The sequence below is a fragment of the Mesorhizobium sp. ESP6-5 genome (assembly GCF_020164695.1).
Lineage (GTDB): Bacteria > Pseudomonadota > Alphaproteobacteria > Rhizobiales > Rhizobiaceae > Mesorhizobium > Mesorhizobium australicum.
Map to the genome: position 1 here is coordinate 39,578 of NZ_JAIUGR010000008.1, position 17,850 is coordinate 57,427.

Sequence of the window (17,850 nt, forward strand, 5' to 3'; positions counted from 1 at the left end):
AATGCGCCTGCCGACGGCGGAAAGGACTGGTTGCCGCCCGCCGTCGCGGGCAAAAAACTTCAGACCCCTTAACAAATTCATTAAACTTTAAACGGTTGCAGAACACAACTGGAACAGATAGTGTTTGTTCTGGGTTTGTTTTTTCGATTCTGGTTCAACCTTTCGTTCAATGTCTTGGGGGCCGCCATGCTGACACGCAAGCAACATGAACTGCTGATGTTCATCCACGAACGGCTCAAGGAAAGCGGGATACCGCCTTCCTTCGACGAGATGAAGGAAGCACTCGATCTTGCCTCCAAGTCGGGGATCCATCGCCTGATCACGGCCCTGGAGGAGCGCGGCTTCATTCGCCGGCTACCCAATCGGGCGCGCGCGCTGGAAGTGCTGCGGCTGCCGGACTCGATCGCGCCGGGCCTCAATGCGGCAAAGAAGTTCTCGCCAAGCGTCATCCAAGGCAGCCTTGGCCAAGGCAGTCTCGGACGCCAGATCAGGCCGGCCGCTGCGCCTTCGCGCCTGCCCGCGGCCGGCAACGACGACGACGCGGTTTCAGCCGTGTCCATCCCGGTCATGGGCCGTATCGCCGCCGGTGTGCCGATCGATGCCATCCAGCATCAGACGCATTCGATCTCGGTGCCGCCGGACATGATCATGGGCGGCGAGCACTATGCGTTGGAGGTCAAGGGCGACTCGATGATCGAGGCTGGTATCTTCGATGGAGACACGGTCATTATCCGCAATGCCGACACGGCAAGCCCGGGCGAAATTATCGTGGCACTGGTCGACGAAGAGGAAGCGACACTGAAGCGGTTCCGCCGCAAAGGCGCTTCGATCGCGCTCGAGGCCGCCAATCCAGCCTACGAAACGCGCATTTTCGGGCCGGACAGGGTCAAGGTACAAGGCAAGCTGGTCGGGTTGATCAGGCGCTACTGAACCGGCTTGTCATCGGGCTTGTCGGGTTTTTTGTACGGCGGCAGCCCCCTCGCCTCGCGTGAGAATTTTCGCTGTTCGTGCCAGGGCCGATATGGTCCGTCGACGGCAAATGCGATCGCGGCCCGGGTCGTGGCCGACTGGGGATTGAAGAAGACGGCAGCGCTTCCCTTGCGGGCGAGCTGCCGTTTGGTGACGACGAGAACCAGTGGATTGTGGCAGGCGTCATAGGCGGTTGCGTCATTGACGATGATCAGGTCGGCGAAAGCGCAGGCTTTCCAGGTGGTCTTGCGGTCCTCGACATAGGCAATGATCGCGCCGGAAGGGTGCCTGGCAAGGCACAGGCCTTCGCGGCAGTAGAAGGGCGATCCCGGCGGCAGGTCGGTGGGACTGGCAACATCGAATTGCCTGTCTGTCGTGTCGAACATTTCCGGTTTGACGATTGTTTCGGAGATCAGGGCGCGCTTCCAGTTGTCGGTTGCGAATTCGTTCGGACGTTCCCGGTTGACGGCCAGTTCGCCATTGCCGATCGGCAGCGCGACCAGCCGCGCATCTTCCGAGATCAGCACATCGGGCGCGCGTGTGTGCGACACAGTCAACAGGCCGGCGAGCGCGAATGGCAGCGCCGCGAGCCGCAGCCATGTCGTCGCCATCGTCGCGATAACCAGCGCGACGGTGACCAGCAGCACGGATTGCTGCGAAATCAGCCCGACTCCATCGACCGGAGAGCGCTCCGATATCCACGCCGACACGGCGATCATTGCTGTCAGGCCCTTGCCCATGAGGTAGAGAGCCGGCCAATCCAATCCGAATGGCATCAACAGCGCGCTGGCGACGGCCAGGAACATCACGACCGACACGATAGGCATCACGGCCAGATTGGCGAACAGGCTGAGCGGCGATACCCGCTGGAAATGCCAGATGGCAAACAGTGCCGTGGCGCTGCCGGCGATAATGGACGTCATGGCCAGTCCACCTGTCGCCAGCAGGAATTTTCGCGTCAGGAACCCGGGCAGCGATCGCTTTGGCGGCGGTGGCCGCGTCTTTCCCGCACGGTGATCGGCCCAGCCGGCATAAGCGCCAACCAGGGCCGCGGTCGCGGCGAACGACATCTGAAAGCTCGGGCCGACGACCTCGTGAGGCGAGACCAGGATGACGGCGATCGCCGAGATCCCCAGATTGCGCATGGTCAGCGCAGCGCGATCGAAGAAGACGGCAATCAGCATCACCGCCAGCATGATGAAGCTGCGTTCGGCGGCAACGACGACACCGGAAATGATGAGATAGGCCGCGATCGAGAACAGTGCGGCGGCGGCCGCGTATTTCTTCACCGGCCGGCGCGCGGAAAAGTCTGGAAACAGCGCGAAGGCACCACGCAGCAGACCCATGATGGTGCCGGCCACAAGCGCCATATGCAGTCCCGAAATAGAGATGATGTGATAGATGCCGGTACGCCGCATCGCTTCATTGATTTCATCGGGTATGCCGGCGCGCACGCCGACGATCAGCGCCGCCGCGATCTCGCCTTCAGCGCCGCCGACGCTGCCCCTGATGTGGTCGGCGATGGCTTCGCGGGCATTTTCGATGCCTGAAAAAAGGCGAGCCGATAGCGGCATCTCACCGTCGTCGGCGGAAACAACCGTTGGATTGCCGAGAAAGAAGCCGCTGCCGCCGATGCCGGCGAAATAGCTGTCAAAAGAGAAGTCGTAGCTGTCCGGCCGCACCGGGCCGGTCGGCGGCAACAGTTTGGCGTAGCCTGTGATGAGCGAGCCGGCGGTCATTCCCGGCGGTATCTTGCGTGCGGAAAGCCGGACCCTTTCCGGCGCATAGCGCAGTTTCGGCCGGGCGGTCGAAATCACGTCCATGGTCAGCCGGATGCGGCCGCTCTCCATCTCCTCGATCGAGACCACGCGGCCGGTCAGTTGCGTGGAGATTTCCGAACCCAGCATCCGGGTTCCGGCTCGCCATGTTTCGACCTTCGCCGCGAGTAGGCCCAGCGCGCACAACAGCACTGCCATGAAACACAGATGGGTTTTCGACCAGGAGCGCGAGACGAAGGCACAGACCGCCATCAGCACCACGACCGCGACGGGTTTTGCAAAGTCGGGCTCGGATGCCAGCGAGAAATAGGCGATCGCCCCAACGGCCAGACAGACCGGCACCAGCAGGAACGCGATGCCCCGGTCGAGTTCGAGCTCCGCCGCCTTGGCCACGCCATGGCGCACGCGAGGCAAGGATACCAGGCCGACTTGCCGGCGCACGCGCGCGATCCTGCCCGCGGCAGGAGCCGGCGCCGGCTCCTGCCCACCTGCCTGCAGCGACCTGGTTTCGGGTGTAGCCACGAGCGGAGATGGCAGTGGGATCGTCGCAGGCGCCGCAAACAGGGATCGCTCGCTGACGCCGATAGCGGCATCCTCGCCCCGATCCGAGCCCCGGCCTCGTCCAGTCATCGGGTCTGCCCCTTGCACCCTCGACGTCCTATGCTACATGAACGCGCAACGCGCGAAAGTCCGCACGCTCTGCACCCAGCTTCAGACGTTTTCCGAGAGTTCCATGCCCGACAAGGTCATCACCCGTTTTGCCCCCTCGCCGACCGGCTATCTGCACATCGGCGGCGCGCGCACGGCGCTCTTCAACTGGCTCTATGCGAAGCATACCGGCGGCACGATGCTGCTGCGCATCGAGGACACCGATCGCGAGCGTTCGACCGATGCGGCCACATCGGCCATTCTCGATGGCCTGACCTGGCTTGGCCTTTCGTGGGACGGTGACGCGGTCTCCCAATTCGAGCGCGCGCCGCGCCATCGCGAGGTGGCCGAGGAGCTGGTGCGCCTGGGCAAGGCCTATTACAGCTACGAGACTTCAGCCGAGCTCGAGGCAATGCGCGAAGCTGCACGCGCCAAGGGCCTACCGCCACGCTATAACGGCCATTGGCGTGACCGCGACCCGTCGGAGGCGCCGTCCGGCGTCAGGGGCGCCATCCGCATCAAGGCACCGGCCGAGGGCGAGACGGTGGTGCAGGACCGGGTCCAGGGAGACGTGCGCTTCCCCAACAAGGATCTCGACGACTTCATCATCCTGCGTTCGGACGGCAACCCGACCTACATGCATGCCGTCGTCGTCGACGATCACGACATGGGCGTCACCCACATCATCCGTGGCGACGATCACCTGACCAACGCCGCCCGCCAGACCGTGATCTACAACGCCATGGGCTGGGACGTGCCGTCGATGTCGCATATCCCGCTGATCCACGGCGCCGACGGCGCCAAGCTGTCGAAGCGCCACGGCGCGCTCGGCGTCGAAGCCTATCGCGCCATGGGCTATCTGCCGGAGGCGCTGCTCAATTATCTTGCGCGGCTCGGCTGGAGCCATGGCGACGACGAGATCATGTCGATCGAGGACATGGTCTCGTGGTTCGACATTGGCGACGTCAACAAGGGCGCGGCGCGCTTCGATTTCGCCAAGCTGGAAGCGATCAACGGCGCGCATATGCGACGTATGGCCGACACCGAGCTGTTCGATATCTTTATCGCCACCTTGCCCTATCTGGAGGGCGGCCCGGCGATGGCGGCGCGGCTCAACGAGAAGAACAAGGCGCAGCTGCTGGCAGCACTTCCGGGCCTGAAGGAGCGCGCCAAGACGCTGGTCGAGCTTGTCGACGGCGCCGCCTTCCTGTTTGCCGCGCGGCCGCTGCCGATCGACGACAAGGCGGCACTCCTGCTCAATGACGACGCGCGCAAGATCCTGCGTGGCGCTCACGAAGCTTTGAAGTCGCTGTCAGGCGACTGGACGGCGGCCACGGCCGAGGCCGCGATCCGCGACTTTGCGCTGGCTGGCGGGCACAAGCTTGGCGCCGTGGCCCAGCCGTTGCGGGCTGCGTTGACCGGCAAGAGCACGTCACCGGGCGTATTCGACGTGCTTGCCGTTCTGGGGCGTGAGGAAAGCCTGGCGCGCGTAGCGGATCAAATCGATTAGGAGCAAACTGGCCCAAGAAGATTGGCATTGAAAGGCGGGTTTCGCAGTGCAACATTAGGCCTTGGCCCAATCTGGCACGCACCTCCTAGAATGCGGTGGCGAATACGCGCATTGCGGTGATTTCGACGTGTCGCTCTGCGGAATTTGCCTTTGCCGGCATGAGGAAACAAGAAGGAGTTTGCAATGACCGAAGCTGCGAAAAAACTGGATGTGGGCGGCCAAGAGGCCACGGCAACGCTGGAATTCGCCGGCAAGACTCACGAATTCAAGGTGCGAAGCGGCTCGGTCGGACCTGACGTCATCGACATCGCCTCGCTCTACAGCACCACCGGCGCCTTCACCTATGACCCCGGCTTTACCTCGACGGCAAGCTGCGAGTCGGAAATCACCTTCATCGATGGCGACGCCGGCATCCTCCTGCATCGGGGCTATCCGATCGACCAGCTGGCCGAACATGGCGACTTCCTCGAAGTCTGCTACCTCCTGCTCTACGGCGAATTGCCGACCAAGGCGCAGAAGGACGATTTCGACTACCGCGTAACGCGCCACACAATGGTGCACGAGCAGATGTCGCGCTTTTTCACCGGCTTCCGCCGCGACGCGCACCCGATGGCGGTGATGTGCGGCGTGGTTGGCGCGCTGTCGGCCTTCTATCATGACTCGACCGACATCTCCGACCCGTACCAGCGCATGGTTGCCTCCATGCGCCTGATCGCCAAAATGCCGACGATCGCGGCCATGGCCTACAAGTACCACATCGGCCAGCCCTTTATTTATCCGAAGAACGATCTCGGTTTCGCGGCAAACTTCCTGCACATGTGCTTTGCCGTGCCGTGCGAGGAGTACAAGATCAACCCGGTGCTGGCGCGCGCCATGGAGCGTATCTTCATCCTGCATGCCGATCATGAGCAGAACGCTTCGACCTCGACCGTTCGCCTCGCCGGTTCCTCGGGCGCCAACCCGTTCGCCTGCATCGCCGCCGGGATTGCTTGCCTGTGGGGCCCGGCCCATGGCGGCGCCAACGAAGCGGCGCTCAACATGCTGGGCGAGATCGGGCATGTCGATCACATCCCGGAATTCATCGCCCGCGCCAAGGACAAGAACGATCCGTTCCGCCTGATGGGCTTTGGCCACCGCGTCTACAAGAACTACGATCCGCGTGCCAAGATCATGCAGAAGACGGCGCATGAGGTTCTGGGCGAACTCGGCATCAAGGACGATCCGCTGCTCGACATCGCGATGGAACTGGAAAAGATCGCGCTGACCGATCCCTATTTCATCGAGAAGAAACTCTACCCGAACGTCGACTTCTATTCCGGCATCACGCTGAAGGCGCTGGGCTTCCCCACCACCATGTTCACCGTGCTGTTCGCGGTTGCCCGCACGGTCGGCTGGATCGCCCAGTGGAAGGAAATGATCGAGGATCCACGCCAGAAGATCGGCCGTCCGCGCCAGCTCTACACCGGCGCGCCGGAGCGCGACTACGTGCCGATCGCCAAGCGCTGAGACGAGTGAGTAGAGTGAGTAGTGAGTAGTGAGTAGTGAGTAGTGACTAGTGAGTAGTCAGGTTAGAGAGTTTTCTAACTCACTATTCACTACTCACTAACCACTACTCACTACTCACTACTCACTATTCACCACTCACTACTGCCTACTCACTCTCTTGATACACCCCATCACCACCTGCGCCGCGATCTCACCGGACGGTTTGTCCGTTGCCATGCGCCGTGAAATCTCGGCGAACCCGTCTTTCTGCCAGGCGCGCATGCCACTGTCGGCCAACAGCGCTTCCAGCTGGCGTGCCAGATTGTTCGGCCTGACGTATTCGTCGTAGAACTCCGGGATCAGTGCGCGATCCGAGATCAGGTTGGGCAGCAGCGCCGACCAGACGGAAACGAAATACCGCGCCACGGCACGTGCGACAGGGTCGAGCCGGTAGCAAGAGATCATCGGCACGCCGGACAGTGCCAGTTCCAGGGAGACGGTGCCGGACGCGATCAACGCCGCGTCGGCCTTGCCGAAGGCCTGCCATTTGCGCTCCGGCTCCAGGATAATCTCGGGTTTTTCATCCCAGCGCGTGACCGCGGATCGTACGGTGTCCGCGACATGCGGCACCGTCGGCAACATCAGCCGAAGCCGATGCCCGCGTGCCCGCAGCATCGACACGGTCTCACCGAACGGCTCGAGCAGCCGCCGCACCTCGCCGCGCCGCGAGCCGGGCAGGACAAGCAGCGTCTTCACGCGGTCTGGTGAAAGATCACGCGGCTGGGCCTGCGCCCTGGCGGCCGACAGCACGCCTGGATCATGCGTCAGGCGATGGCCGACATAGGTGCCGGGCGGGCCACCCAGCCGATCGAGCTCCTTCACTTCGAACGGCAGGATGCACAGGATGTGATCGACATACGGCTTCATCGCCACCGCCCTGCCCGGCCGCCATGCCCAGACGCTCGGGCAGACATAGTGGACGATCGGGATCGTCGGGTTGGCGGCGCGCACCTTTTTGGCGACGCGCAGCGAAAAATCGGGGCTGTCGATGGTGACGAGGCAGTCCGGCTTGGCATCCGCAACCAGCCCCGCCAGCTGACCGATCCGCCGCATCAGGCGCGGCAGGTCACGCAGGACGGCGCTGAACCCCATCAGCGCGACCTCGCTGGCGTCGAACGGCGAAACCAGCCCAAGCGCCTGCAGGTGGCGGCCACCGAGGCCGACGAGCTGCACCTCGCGTCCTGTTATTTGGCGCAGCGACTGGACAATGTCGGCGCCAAGCAGGTCGCCTGACTCCTCGCCCGCGACGATCGCGATCTTCAGCGCCCTGTCAGCCATGACCTGACTCCGTTGCGGCCAGGCCGACAATGAACAGCCCAAGGTCATTGGCACGCGAGAGGGTTGCGGGACCTTCGAGGATCAGGGAGCGTCCCGCCTCGACGGCAATGCCGGCAAGCCCGGCCGCATGCGCTGCTTCTACCGTCTGAGGCCCCATGGAAGGAAGATCCGCGCGCAGCTCCTGGCCAGGCTTGGCGCATTTGACCAGCACGCCGCGCGTCTTGCCGGCGATACGGCCGTGGCCGCGCAGCAGCCTGGCGCGGTCCAGCAATCCGGCCGTGCCCTCGATACCTTCAAGCGCGATGGTCCGGCCACCGACCGCGATCGCCGCCTGGCCGATATCCAGCGCCCCGATAGCTTTTGCCGCGGCAAAACCTGCATCGATGTCCCGCCAGTCCGACTTCCGGGGCGTGGCCCTGGTCAACACCCCTTCGGCGGCGACAAGGTTCGGCACGATCTCGTGGGCGCCCACGACCTTTATCCCCCGGGCCTCGAGCCCGCGCGCCACCACCTTGAGCAGTCCGTCGTCGCCGCGCGCCAACGCCATGACGACGACGGGTATCACAGCGAGCAGGCTGAGGCTTGGGCGCATCTGTGTCAGCCTTGGCCTGCGCTTAATCTCGCCGGCAAGCACCAGATGCGTAATCCGGTTACGCTTGAGCAGCGGAATGAGCGATCCTATCGCTTCCAGGGCAAGGGTCTCATGCTCGTAACGGCACAATTCAGCCAGGCGGTCGGCCTCACCGTCCATGAGCACGACGAAGGGCGGATGACCCTGTCCGGCCAAACCGGCAGCGACTTCGACCGGAAGGCTGCCGCCGCCGGCGATGATGCCGACCCTGGCACCAGGCGGGAGATCAAGACCAGCCGCGGCTGTCTCAGCCTTCGTCATCGGCATCGTCGCCATCGCCGCCCTTGAGCGATGGCACCGCATAGTGCCGCTTGCCGCGACTGGTGATGAAGTCGATGATCTTCATCGCTGTCGGCGACGAGGCGAACTCCACCTTGGCGAACTCGATGTTCTCGCCGACGGTGCGGGAGCGGTCGAAGATCGTCTTGTAGGCCTTGCGCAGCAGATGGATTTCGGAACGCGGCAGACCGGCGCGCTTGAGGCCGATGATGTTCAAGCCGCGCAGGCTGGCGCGGTTACCGACGGCGATGGCATAGGGAATGACATCACCGACAAAAGCCGAGCACCCGCCAAGAAAGGCGTTGTCACCCACGCGCACGAATTGATGGACGGCGCTGAGGCCGCCAATATAGACGTTGTTGCCGATCTCGCAGTGGCCGCCCAATGTCGCCCCATTGGCGAAGGTGGCGTTGTTGCCGACGGCACAGTCATGGGCGATATGGGCGTAGGCGAGGAAATTGCCATTGTCGCCGACCGTGGTTTCGCCACGGCTGGTGTCGGTGCCGACATGCATGGTCACGCCTTCGCGGATGGTGCAGTTGGCGCCGATGACCAGCGTCGTGCGGCCGCCCTTGTGCTTGGTGTTTTGCGGCGGTGCGCCCAGTGTCGCCATCGGATAGACCTTGGTCGACGCCCCGATAGTGGTCGCGCCCATCACCGAGACATGGCTGACCAGTTCGACCCCGTCGCCGATCACGGCATCGGCGCTGACATGGCAGAACGGCCCTATGCGCACACCCTGGCCGATCTGGGCGCCTTCTTCCACGACGGAGGAAGGATGGATTGACGTCTTGATTTTCATAGGCACTCGATCGTCAGTCGCCGGTGACCATCATGGCTGAAATCTCGGCCTCGGCCGCCTTGGTACCTTCGACCAGGGCTTCACAGGCGAATTTGAGCAGGTTGCCGCGCTTCTTGATTTTCTTGACATGGATCTTCAACTGGTCGCCGGGGACGACCGGTTTGCGGAATTTGGCGTTGTCGATGGTCAGAAAATAGACCAGCGATGGCTTCGACGCCCCGAGGCTGCGGATGCAGATGGCTCCGGCCGTCTGGGCCATGGCCTCGACGATCAGCACGCCAGGCATCACCGGCTGCTCCGGGAAATGCCCCTGAAAATGCGGCTCGTTTATGGTCACGTTCTTGATGCCGATGGCGGAGTCGTCGCCGTCGATGTCCACGATGCGGTCGATCATCAGGAAGGGATAGCGGTGCGGCAGGAGCTTCATCAGCCCCAATATGTCGACCGCTTCCAGCGTTGTCGCCGCCACCATGTCAGCCATTGTCCTTGCCCTGCTTGCGTGCCCTGGCCATCGTGCGCAACATGGCTATCTCTCGCATGGCTTCCGCCATCGGCTGCGCCGGATAGCCACCCCAGATCTCGCCGGCGGGAACATTGCTCATAAATCCACTTCTGGCTGCAAGCTTGGCACCTGTACCAATCGTCAGATGATCCGCAAGCCCGACACCGCCGCCCATGGTGACATTGTCACCCACCACCACGGAACCGGAAATACCCGACAGCCCGGCCACTATACAATTGCGGCCGATGCGGACGTTATGGGCGATCTGAACGAGATTGTCGATCTTGGTGCCTTGCCCGATGATCGTATCGGACATGGCGCCACGATCGACGGTGGAATTGGAGCCGATCTCGACATCGTCCTGGATGACGACGCGTCCGATCTGTGGAACACGTTCCGGCCCCTTGGCGCCGCCGACAAAGCCAAAGCCGTCCTGGCCGATCCTGGCGCCACCATGGATGATGACCCGATTGCCGATCAGAGCGTACTGGATACTGGCGCCCGGCCCGACATAACCGTCACGGCCAATCTGGCAGGACTGTCCGATGACGGCGTTGGGCGCAATGACTGTGCCGCTGCCGATCGAGACACCAGGCCCGATGACCGCGCCGGCCTCGATGATAGCCCCGGCTTCGACATGCGCCGTCGGATCGACATGGGCATGCGGCGAAACACCGGTTTCACTGGTCATTGGCCCCGGCGTGGCGGCTGTCGGGAACAGCAGGCGCCCAACCAGCGCGAAAGCCTGCTGCGGCCGTGGATGAGTCAAGACAGCGACGCTGGAAGGCGCCTTGTTTGCGAATTCGGCCGTGCACAGGACCGCCGCCGCCCGCAGCGACGGCATCAGCGCGGAATTACGCCTGCCGTCGACGAAGACAAGCGCATTGGCGCCGCCTTCATTGGCCGGCGCCAGCGCTTCGATCAAAACGTCGGATTGGCCGGAATCGACAAGCACCGAGCCGGTCAGATTCGCGACTTCGGCCGCCGTATACCGGCGTGATGGCGCGAAGAACACCGGATCGGTCATTCCAGAAGCTATATCCAGCTAGGTCGGAACATTTCTCCCGGATCCAAAACCCGGGAGCATCGTTGGCCGCCGATCAGAAGCGGGTCGATATGCCGAAGTTGAATTCCTGCACGTCGTCGCTCGCTTCCTTCTTGACCGGGATTGCATAGTCGATACGGATCGGGCCGAACGGAGACGCCCACATCAGGCCGAGACCAACCGAGGCGCGCACCTTCATGCCGGTAGAATCTGGATCGACCAAGCCAGTGGCGATCTTGCTGCCATAGAGCGTTGCCGCATCAGCGAACACCGCGCCCCGCAAGCCGAAGCTCTCAGGCACGACCGGCAGCGGGAATTGCGCCTCCGCCGAAGCGTTGAAATAGGTCGTTCCACCCAGATGGTCACCGCTGGTGTCGTTAGCAACCGGGCCGATGCCACCATAGGCAAAGCCGCGGATCATGCGATCGGTGCTCTGGAAGTGATCGAAGATGCGCAGATCGCCGTCGCTGCCGTAGCCCTCGACATGTCCTGCGCCACCCGAAAGGAGGCCGACAAGGTCAAGCTGCTCGGACAGCGTCTGGTAGATGCTGCCGCGCCCGGTGATCTTCACGAACTTGGCATCGCCACCGAGACCGGCGACCTCCACTGTCGTGTTGGCATAGATACCCTCATGCGGGTTCTTCATGTCATCGATGGTATTGTAGACCAGCCCAAGGCTGACCGAGGACTTGATCCATGGGCTCTGCTCGATGCCATCCAGAATGGCCTGGGAAATGTTGCAGTTGCCGTCGGGATCGACAGGAGTGGGATCGCAACCGTCGTCGACCTTATATTTCTCCTGCGAGATGTTGTACGCCAACTGGGTCGTGATGCTGTTGGTGATTGGCAACCCGAAGCGGATCGTCGCGCCGGTGGTATCGCTGTCGTAATTGTTGTTGTATTCCCGCGTCGACTTGAAGATGTCGAAGCCGGCGGCGATGCGCCGCCCGAGGAAGTAGGGCTCGGTGAAGGACAGGCTGTAGTCGCGCGAGTTCTTGCCGCCACCGGCCGACACTTTGATGAACTGGCCGCGGCCGAGGAAGTTGCGCTCGGTGATCGATCCTTCGACGGACGGTCCAGCCGAATCGCCGCCGGTCGAATAGCCGGCGCCAACCGAGAATTCACCCGTCGACTTCTCGACCACGTCGACCACCAGCACGACCTGGTCAGGGGCCGAGCCAGGCACGGTCGAAATGTCGACCTTGTCAAAATAATTCAGGTCTTCCAGGCGCTTCTTCGCGCGCTGGATGAGCACCTGGTTGAACGCATCGCCTTCGCTGACATCGAATTCGCGACGGATGACATAGTCACGCGTGCGGTCGTTGCCGCGGATCTCGATGCGCTCGACATAGGCCTTGGTGCCCTGGTCGACGGTGTAGACCACCGAGATCGTGTGGTTCTCGAAGTTGCGGTCGCCGCGCGGTGTCACCTGGGCGAAAGCATAGCCCGAACCAGCCACCTTCTCCGTCAGCGCAATGATGGAGTCTTCGACGTTCTTGGCATTGTAGACATCGCCCTTGCGGGTTTCGACCACCGATTCCAGCGACTTGGAGTCGACTTCCGGAATCGTGCTTTCGACGCTGATGTCGCCAAAATTGTAGCGCTCGCCTTCCTGGACGGTGATGGTGACCGTGTATTTGTTGGTCGCATTGTCGAGCTCGCCGACGGCGGACACGACCTGGAAGTCGGCATAACCGTGATTGTAATAGAAGCGGCGCAGCAGCTCCTGGTCGGCGCGCAGCTTGTCTTCGTCGTAGACGTCGTCGCGCAGGATGAACGAGACCCAGGACGAGCGCTTGGTGTTGATCACATCAGACAGGCGGCGGCTGGAATAGGCGCTGTTGCCGACGAAATTGATTGCCGCGATCTGCGTGCGATCGCCTTCGGTGATGTGGAAGACCACGTTCACGCGGTTGTCGCCAAGCTCCATGATCTGCGCGGTCACGCCGGCATCGTCACGGCCGATACGCCTGTAGGCGGCCTTGACCGCCTCGACATCCGAATCCAGCGTAGCTTGAGAGAACGTGCCGCGCGGCTTCAGCTGAACCGCCGCCTGAAGCGCGTTGTCCTTGAGCTTCTTGTTGCCCTGGAACAGCACCTGGTTGACGACCTTGTATTCCGAAACCTTGACCACCAGGGTCGAGCCGACCTGGTTGATCTGGACATCCGAGAACAGGCCGGTGCCGAACAGCGCCTTGACCGCGCTATCGACATCGGAGCTGGAGAAGGCCTTGCCGGGCTTGATGGTGATGTAGTTGCGGATGGTATCGGCGTCGACACGCTGGTTGCCGCTCACCTCCACCCGGCTTACGACCGCGGCTTCGGCCGCCGATGTGGCAACGAACTGCACTGCGAGCGCACCTGGTACGACCAGAGCGGCGGACAGTGCCGCCGCTGACGCGGCGTTTAGAAACTTGGATGCTGCCTTCATCGGGCTTAATAACCTTTTCTCGTAGTCCCCACGGCGAGAAAACCGGACGTGCGGTCATTTCCCCTACCGTATTAACCGGATTTTCCCTACACGCAAGGCTTCTGGTTAATTTGTATTTACTTAACCCTGTTGCGTGGCTTTCGCGTCACTCATATCCCCGTGCATGGTAAACGGCGTCTCAACATCCGCCATGCTCAGGCCAAATTCCTTCATGATTTCAGCACCCAAAGAGATCGTTCCAGAACACGAACCCCATGAAGCACAGCACCAGAAGCAGACCGGCCCGATAGGCCATTTCCATCATCCGTTCCGACACCGGCCGGCGGATGACGGCCTCCACCCCGTAGAACAACAGATGGCCGCCGTCGAGGGGGGGAATCGGCAAAAGGTTTAGAATGCCTATCCCCACGGACAGCAGCGCGACGAGCTGCACCAGCCATTCGAAACCGAGTTTGGCCGCCTTGCCGGCCATGTCGGCGATCTTGACCGGGCCACCCAACTGGCACTTGTCCTCGCGCCCGACGGCGAAGCGCTGCAGGAACTGTCCTGTGCGCTCGATGACGTGGCCGGTTTCCTCAACGGCCGCCGCAACGGCTCCGACCGGGGTGTAGGTGATGAGGCGGGGCTGGCCGAGTTCCTTGTTGTTGACGACGCCGATCACGGCGACCTTGACCTTGTTGCCGAGCGCGTCCTCCTGCTCCATCAGCTGCGGCGACGCGGTCACCGTGACCTCCTTGCCGCCGCGCAGCATGACGAAGGTGATGGTGTCGCCGGCGCGGCCCGAGACCAGCCGCTGCACGTCGCCGAAGGTTTCGACCTTGCTGCCGTCAACGCTGACGAATCGGTCGCCTGGCAAGATGCCGGCCTTGGCCGCGGGACTGTCTGTTGTAACCTCCGCCACCATGGGCTCCGCGACATAACGCCCATAGGCGGCAAACAGCACGGAAAAGACGACGATCGTCAGCAGGAAGTTGAACAGCGGCCCGGCCACCACCGTTGCCGCGCGCTTCCAGATCGCCTGGGTGTGGAAGGCAACCTTGCGTTCCTCGACGGTCAGCGTTTCGAGTTCTTCCGATGTCGGCTGGCTGGAGGTGGCGTTCATGTCGCCGACAAACTTGACATAGCCGCCAAGCGGTATGGCGCAAAGCTTCCAGCGCGTACCATGCCTGTCGTTGAAGCCGATGAGCTCCGGACCGAAGCCGATTGAGAAGGCCCTGACCCCGATGCCGCACCAGCGGCCGACGAGATAGTGGCCCATCTCGTGAACGAACACCACGACGGTCAGAACGAAGAGAAACGGCACGAGCGTGCCGAGAAAGAGGCCTTCCGTGCTGAAAATCGCGTGAAGAATCTCGTTCAATTCAGGCCCTCAAGTTCTTCCGCGTCGCTGCGTGACTGTGACATCAATACAGGCGAATCCAAGGCGCCCGCGCCAGATCGTGGAATGACACCGTTCAAATGGGAAACAGCCCCTGTGCCGGATGCTCGGCGCCCGCCGCGATCCAGCCGATGACGTATAGGGCAAGAGCGGCCGCGACAAGCCCGTCGACACGGTCCATGACGCCGCCATGCCCAGGGATGAGCACGCCAGAATCCTTGCGGCCGTGCCGCCGCTTGACCCAGGATTCGAAGAGGTCGCCGGCCTGGGCGACGATCGACAGCACCAGCGCCACAACACCCAGCAACGCCAGGTTGCCGGCGCCGGCGAAGGCGGCAAGCAGAAGCCCTGCCACGACACCACCGACCGCCCCGCCGAGGGCGCCGCTGCGGGTCTTGCCGGGCGAGATCGAAGGGGCCAGTTTGGGCCCGCCAACGGCACGCCCGACGAAATAGGCAAAAATGTCGGTTGCCCAGACGACCGCGAACAGGAAAAGGATCGCGACGAGGCCCGAATGGTCGCCGTCGCGCAGCAGGGCAAGCGACAGGCCCGACATGCAGGCATAGGCAAGGCCGCCGGCGTCCCACTGGCCGATTTTGCGAACTCCAGCGGTGATCGCAGCTGTCGCAACCAGAATCACGACGAGCGGCAGCAGCCACCGTGCGGGCAGGCCGGCGATCAAGGCGCCGACGAAAATGACCATTAGCGCTTCCGGGAGAAAACCAAGCCCGTCGGCCGCGGCGGGCCGCGACATGCGTGTCCACTCGTAAAAGATCATTGCCGCCATGACGGCGCACAGCAGCCGGAACGGCAGGCCGCCGAGCCAGGTCAGGCCGAGGGCCACAATGGCCAGCACGACAGCCGACATGACGCGCAGCTGAAGGTTGCTCATCCCGCGGCCGGCCGCGAAGCAACGTCCTGCGGGCCCAGTCCGCCGAAGCGGCGCTCGCGGCCGGCATATTCGCGCAAGGCCTCGGCGAAATGCTCGCGGTTGAAGTCCGGCCAGTAGCACGGCAGGAAGACGAGTTCGCTGTAGGCGGCCTGCCACAACAGGAAGTTGGACAGGCGCAGTTCGCCGCTGGTGCGGATGACCAGCTCCGGATCGGGAATGCCTTGCGTGTCGAGAGAGCCGGCAAAGCTTTCGGCTGATATCGCCTCGCTGTCCATTTCGCCGCGCGCCACGGCCGCGGCAAGCTTGCGCGCCGTGCGGACGATCTCGTCGCGTCCGCCGTAATTGAAGGCGATCACCAGCGTCAGCGAGGTGTTGTGGATCGTCAGCGATTCGGCCTCGTCGAGCAGCCCCCTGATGTCCGCCTGCAGCCCTGTGCGGTCGCCGATGATCCTGACCCGTACGCCGCTCTGGTGCAGCTCGGCAAGGTCGCGACGGATGAACAGCTTCAACAGACCCATAAGATCGCTGACCTCGGACTTCGGCCGCGACCAGTTCTCCGACGAGAAAGCGTAGACGGTCAGGAAGGAGATGCCGAGACCCGGGGCGGCGCGCACCGCCTTGCGCAGGGCCTCGACGCCGGCGCGATGACCGGCGAGCCTCGGCATACCGCGCGCCTTGGCCCAGCGTCCATTTCCATCCATGATGATCGCGACATGCGCGGGCGTTGTCATGATCTCGCTTTCGGGTCAGCCAAGGGCCAACCCTAAACCTGCATGATTTCAGCTTCCTTGTCGGAAAGCAGATGATCGATGGTGCTGATGGTTTCGTCGGTAAGTTTCTGGACCTGGTCGGAACGCTTGCGCTGATCGTCCTCGCTGATGTCGCCGTCCTTCTCCGCCTTCTTCAGGAAATCCATGCCGTCGCGGCGCACGTGGCGCGCGGCGACACGGGCGTTCTCTGCGTAGCCATGCGAGATCTTGACCAGTTCCTTGCGGCGCTGTTCGTTGAGCTCCGGCAGCGGAATCCTCAGATTGGTGCCATCGACGATCGGGTTGAAGCCCAGATTGGATTCCCGGATCGCGCGGTCGACCGCGCCGACCATCGATTTGTCCCAGACCGAGACCGAGATCATGCGCGGCTCCGGCACCGAAACGTTGGCCACCTGGTTGATCGGCATGGTGGTGCCATAGGCCTGCACCTGGATCGCATCGAGCAGATTGCTGGAGGCGCGACCGGTCCGCAGCGAAGCCAGGTCATGCTTGAACGCGGCGATGGCCCCATCCATGCGCCGCTTCAGATCGTCGTACTCACCACTCATCTTAGTCTCCTCGACCCGTCTGCCGCGGGTTCACTGCTTCGGGGCAAGGGCCCCGTGTTCGAGCCTGATGTTCGAAAGCCGGTTTCCCCTTCCAGGGATCGGCCCCGATCATTCGTCCGCGACGACCGTGCAGCGGCCGCCGCCCCTTAGAATATCGCCGAAACCACCCTTTTCGTGGATCGAATAGACGATTATCGGAATGTTGTTTTCGCGCGCAAGTGCAATCGCAGCGGTATCCATGATGGAAAGGCCGCGATTTATGACTTCGGCGTGGCTGATGCGCTCGAAACGTGTCGCATTCGGGTCCTTTTTCGGGTCGGCCGAATAGACGCCGTCGACCTGTGTACCCTTGAACAGCGCGTCGGCGCCGATTTCGGCCGCGCGAAGTGCCGCCGCCGAATCAGTGGTGAAGAACGGATTGCCGGTGCCGCCGGCGAAGATCACCACCTTGCCCTGGTTTATGTAGGCGGTCGCCTGGCGCTGCGAAAAACTCTCGCAAAGCTCGGGCATGGCAATTGCGGACAGCACGACGGCATCGACACCGATCTTGTTCAGCGACGTGCGCAACGCCAGCGAATTGATGACCGTGGCAAGCATGCCCATGTGATCGCCGGTAACGCGGTCGCCTCCCTTGGATGCGACCGCCACGCCGCGAAAGATATTGCCGCCGCCGATAACGACACCCACCTCGATGCCCAGCGCACGGGCCTCGGCAATGTCGCCGGCGATGCGGTCGACGACCGAGACGTCGATGCCGAAATGCTGTTCGCCCATCAACGCTTCGCCCGAAGCTTTCAGCAGAACACGTCGGTAGCGGGGCTTGACCGTCATCTGGTTCCTCGAA

At 62.8% G+C, this 17,850-nt stretch carries 15 protein-coding genes; 3 read left to right on the plus strand and 12 right to left on the minus strand.

What is annotated here, in order from left to right:
* Nucleotides 1-186: 186 nt before the first annotated feature.
* Nucleotides 187-930: a transcriptional repressor LexA gene (gene lexA / locus LB524_RS14710; RefSeq protein ID WP_015317797.1), complete on the plus strand. Its 744-nt coding sequence runs from the start codon at nt 187-189 to the stop codon at nt 928-930.
* On the opposite strand, the gene LB524_RS14715 is transcribed toward lexA, so the two are convergent.
* A complete protein-coding gene (locus LB524_RS14715) occupies nt 924-3,377 on the minus strand; it encodes a ComEC/Rec2 family competence protein (protein WP_224527704.1) in 2,454 nt (817 codons plus the stop codon). The genes lexA and LB524_RS14715 overlap by 7 nt on opposite strands.
* A gap of 103 nt (nt 3,378-3,480) precedes the next feature.
* Here LB524_RS14715 and gltX point away from each other — a divergent pair, with 103 nt between their 5' ends.
* On the plus strand, nt 3,481-4,905 hold the full coding sequence (gene gltX / locus LB524_RS14720) for a glutamate--tRNA ligase (protein WP_140718017.1): 1,425 nt from the start codon (nt 3,481-3,483) through the stop codon (nt 4,903-4,905).
* Between the two features lie 183 nt (nt 4,906-5,088).
* Entirely contained in the window at nt 5,089-6,411 is a 1,323-nt protein-coding gene (gene gltA / locus LB524_RS14725) for a citrate synthase (protein WP_015317794.1), read from the plus strand.
* Between the two features lie 138 nt (nt 6,412-6,549).
* Here the strand turns inward: gltA and lpxB are convergent, their stop codons facing one another.
* The 11 genes from lpxB to pyrH all read right to left on the minus strand — a co-directional run bounded on the left by lpxB (nt 6,550) and on the right by pyrH (nt 17,837).
* Nucleotides 6,550-7,728 (minus strand): lipid-A-disaccharide synthase, encoded by a 1,179-nt coding sequence (gene lpxB, locus LB524_RS14730; protein ID WP_015317793.1) that lies wholly within the window; start codon nt 7,726-7,728, stop codon nt 6,550-6,552.
* Nucleotides 7,721-8,635: an LpxI family protein gene (locus tag LB524_RS14735; RefSeq protein WP_140873820.1), complete on the minus strand. Its 915-nt coding sequence runs from the start codon at nt 8,633-8,635 to the stop codon at nt 7,721-7,723. The genes lpxB and LB524_RS14735 overlap by 8 nt, the downstream gene beginning before the upstream one ends.
* Complete coding sequence (gene lpxA, locus LB524_RS14740; protein ID WP_140664109.1) at nt 8,607-9,440, minus strand: acyl-ACP--UDP-N-acetylglucosamine O-acyltransferase; 834 nt, start codon at nt 9,438-9,440, stop codon at nt 8,607-8,609. The genes LB524_RS14735 and lpxA overlap by 29 nt, the downstream gene beginning before the upstream one ends.
* A gap of 13 nt (nt 9,441-9,453) precedes the next feature.
* Complete coding sequence (gene fabZ / locus LB524_RS14745; protein WP_015317790.1) at nt 9,454-9,921, minus strand: 3-hydroxyacyl-ACP dehydratase FabZ; 468 nt, start codon at nt 9,919-9,921, stop codon at nt 9,454-9,456.
* The gene (gene lpxD, locus LB524_RS14750) at nt 9,914-10,969 is read right to left on the minus strand and encodes a UDP-3-O-(3-hydroxymyristoyl)glucosamine N-acyltransferase (protein WP_015317789.1); all 1,056 of its coding nucleotides are present in this window, start codon (nt 10,967-10,969) and stop codon (nt 9,914-9,916) included. Before lpxD ends, fabZ begins: the two co-directional genes overlap by 8 nt.
* A gap of 73 nt (nt 10,970-11,042) precedes the next feature.
* Nucleotides 11,043-13,418: an outer membrane protein assembly factor BamA gene (gene bamA, locus LB524_RS14755; RefSeq protein WP_140824581.1), complete on the minus strand. Its 2,376-nt coding sequence runs from the start codon at nt 13,416-13,418 to the stop codon at nt 11,043-11,045.
* A gap of 217 nt (nt 13,419-13,635) precedes the next feature.
* Entirely contained in the window at nt 13,636-14,778 is a 1,143-nt protein-coding gene (gene rseP / locus LB524_RS14760) for an RIP metalloprotease RseP (protein WP_224527707.1), read from the minus strand.
* A 94-nt stretch (nt 14,779-14,872) separates the two neighbouring features.
* Nucleotides 14,873-15,688 carry a phosphatidate cytidylyltransferase gene (locus LB524_RS14765; RefSeq protein ID WP_140726965.1) on the minus strand — a complete coding sequence of 272 codons (816 nt, stop codon included), beginning with the start codon at nt 15,686-15,688 and terminating at the stop codon, nt 14,873-14,875.
* Nucleotides 15,685-16,419, minus strand: coding sequence for an isoprenyl transferase (locus tag LB524_RS14770; RefSeq protein ID WP_140664120.1), 735 nt, complete (start codon nt 16,417-16,419; stop codon nt 15,685-15,687). The genes LB524_RS14765 and LB524_RS14770 overlap by 4 nt, the downstream gene beginning before the upstream one ends.
* A 32-nt stretch (nt 16,420-16,451) precedes the next feature.
* Complete coding sequence (frr, locus tag LB524_RS14775) at nt 16,452-17,006, minus strand: ribosome recycling factor (RefSeq protein WP_015317784.1); 555 nt, start codon at nt 17,004-17,006, stop codon at nt 16,452-16,454.
* 108 nt (nt 17,007-17,114) lie between these two features.
* Nucleotides 17,115-17,837, minus strand: a complete 723-nt coding sequence (gene pyrH / locus LB524_RS14780) for a UMP kinase (protein WP_224527712.1) — start codon at nt 17,835-17,837, stop codon at nt 17,115-17,117.
* Nucleotides 17,838-17,850 lie beyond the last annotated feature (13 nt).

What these genes read in the sequence shown, in the direction of transcription:
- lexA (WP_015317797.1), top strand. Translation starts at nt 187, where the DNA reads ATGCTGACACGCAAGCAACATGAACTGCTGATGTTCATCCACGAACGG.
- LB524_RS14715 (WP_224527704.1), bottom strand. Translation starts at nt 3,377, where the DNA reads ATGACTGGACGAGGCCGGGGCTCGGATCGGGGCGAGGATGCCGCTATC.
- gltX (WP_140718017.1), top strand. Translation starts at nt 3,481, where the DNA reads ATGCCCGACAAGGTCATCACCCGTTTTGCCCCCTCGCCGACCGGCTAT.
- gltA (WP_015317794.1), top strand. Translation starts at nt 5,089, where the DNA reads ATGACCGAAGCTGCGAAAAAACTGGATGTGGGCGGCCAAGAGGCCACG.
- lpxB (WP_015317793.1), bottom strand. Translation starts at nt 7,728, where the DNA reads ATGGCTGACAGGGCGCTGAAGATCGCGATCGTCGCGGGCGAGGAGTCA.
- LB524_RS14735 (WP_140873820.1), bottom strand. Translation starts at nt 8,635, where the DNA reads ATGGCGACGATGCCGATGACGAAGGCTGAGACAGCCGCGGCTGGTCTT.
- lpxA (WP_140664109.1), bottom strand. Translation starts at nt 9,440, where the DNA reads ATGAAAATCAAGACGTCAATCCATCCTTCCTCCGTCGTGGAAGAAGGC.
- fabZ (WP_015317790.1), bottom strand. Translation starts at nt 9,921, where the DNA reads ATGGCTGACATGGTGGCGGCGACAACGCTGGAAGCGGTCGACATATTG.
- lpxD (WP_015317789.1), bottom strand. Translation starts at nt 10,969, where the DNA reads ATGACCGATCCGGTGTTCTTCGCGCCATCACGCCGGTATACGGCGGCC.
- bamA (WP_140824581.1), bottom strand. Translation starts at nt 13,418, where the DNA reads ATGAAGGCAGCATCCAAGTTTCTAAACGCCGCGTCAGCGGCGGCACTG.
- LB524_RS14765 (WP_140726965.1), bottom strand. Translation starts at nt 15,688, where the DNA reads ATGAGCAACCTTCAGCTGCGCGTCATGTCGGCTGTCGTGCTGGCCATT.
- LB524_RS14770 (WP_140664120.1), bottom strand. Translation starts at nt 16,419, where the DNA reads ATGACAACGCCCGCGCATGTCGCGATCATCATGGATGGAAATGGACGC.
- frr (WP_015317784.1), bottom strand. Translation starts at nt 17,006, where the DNA reads ATGAGTGGTGAGTACGACGATCTGAAGCGGCGCATGGATGGGGCCATC.
- pyrH (WP_224527712.1), bottom strand. Translation starts at nt 17,837, where the DNA reads ATGACGGTCAAGCCCCGCTACCGACGTGTTCTGCTGAAAGCTTCGGGC.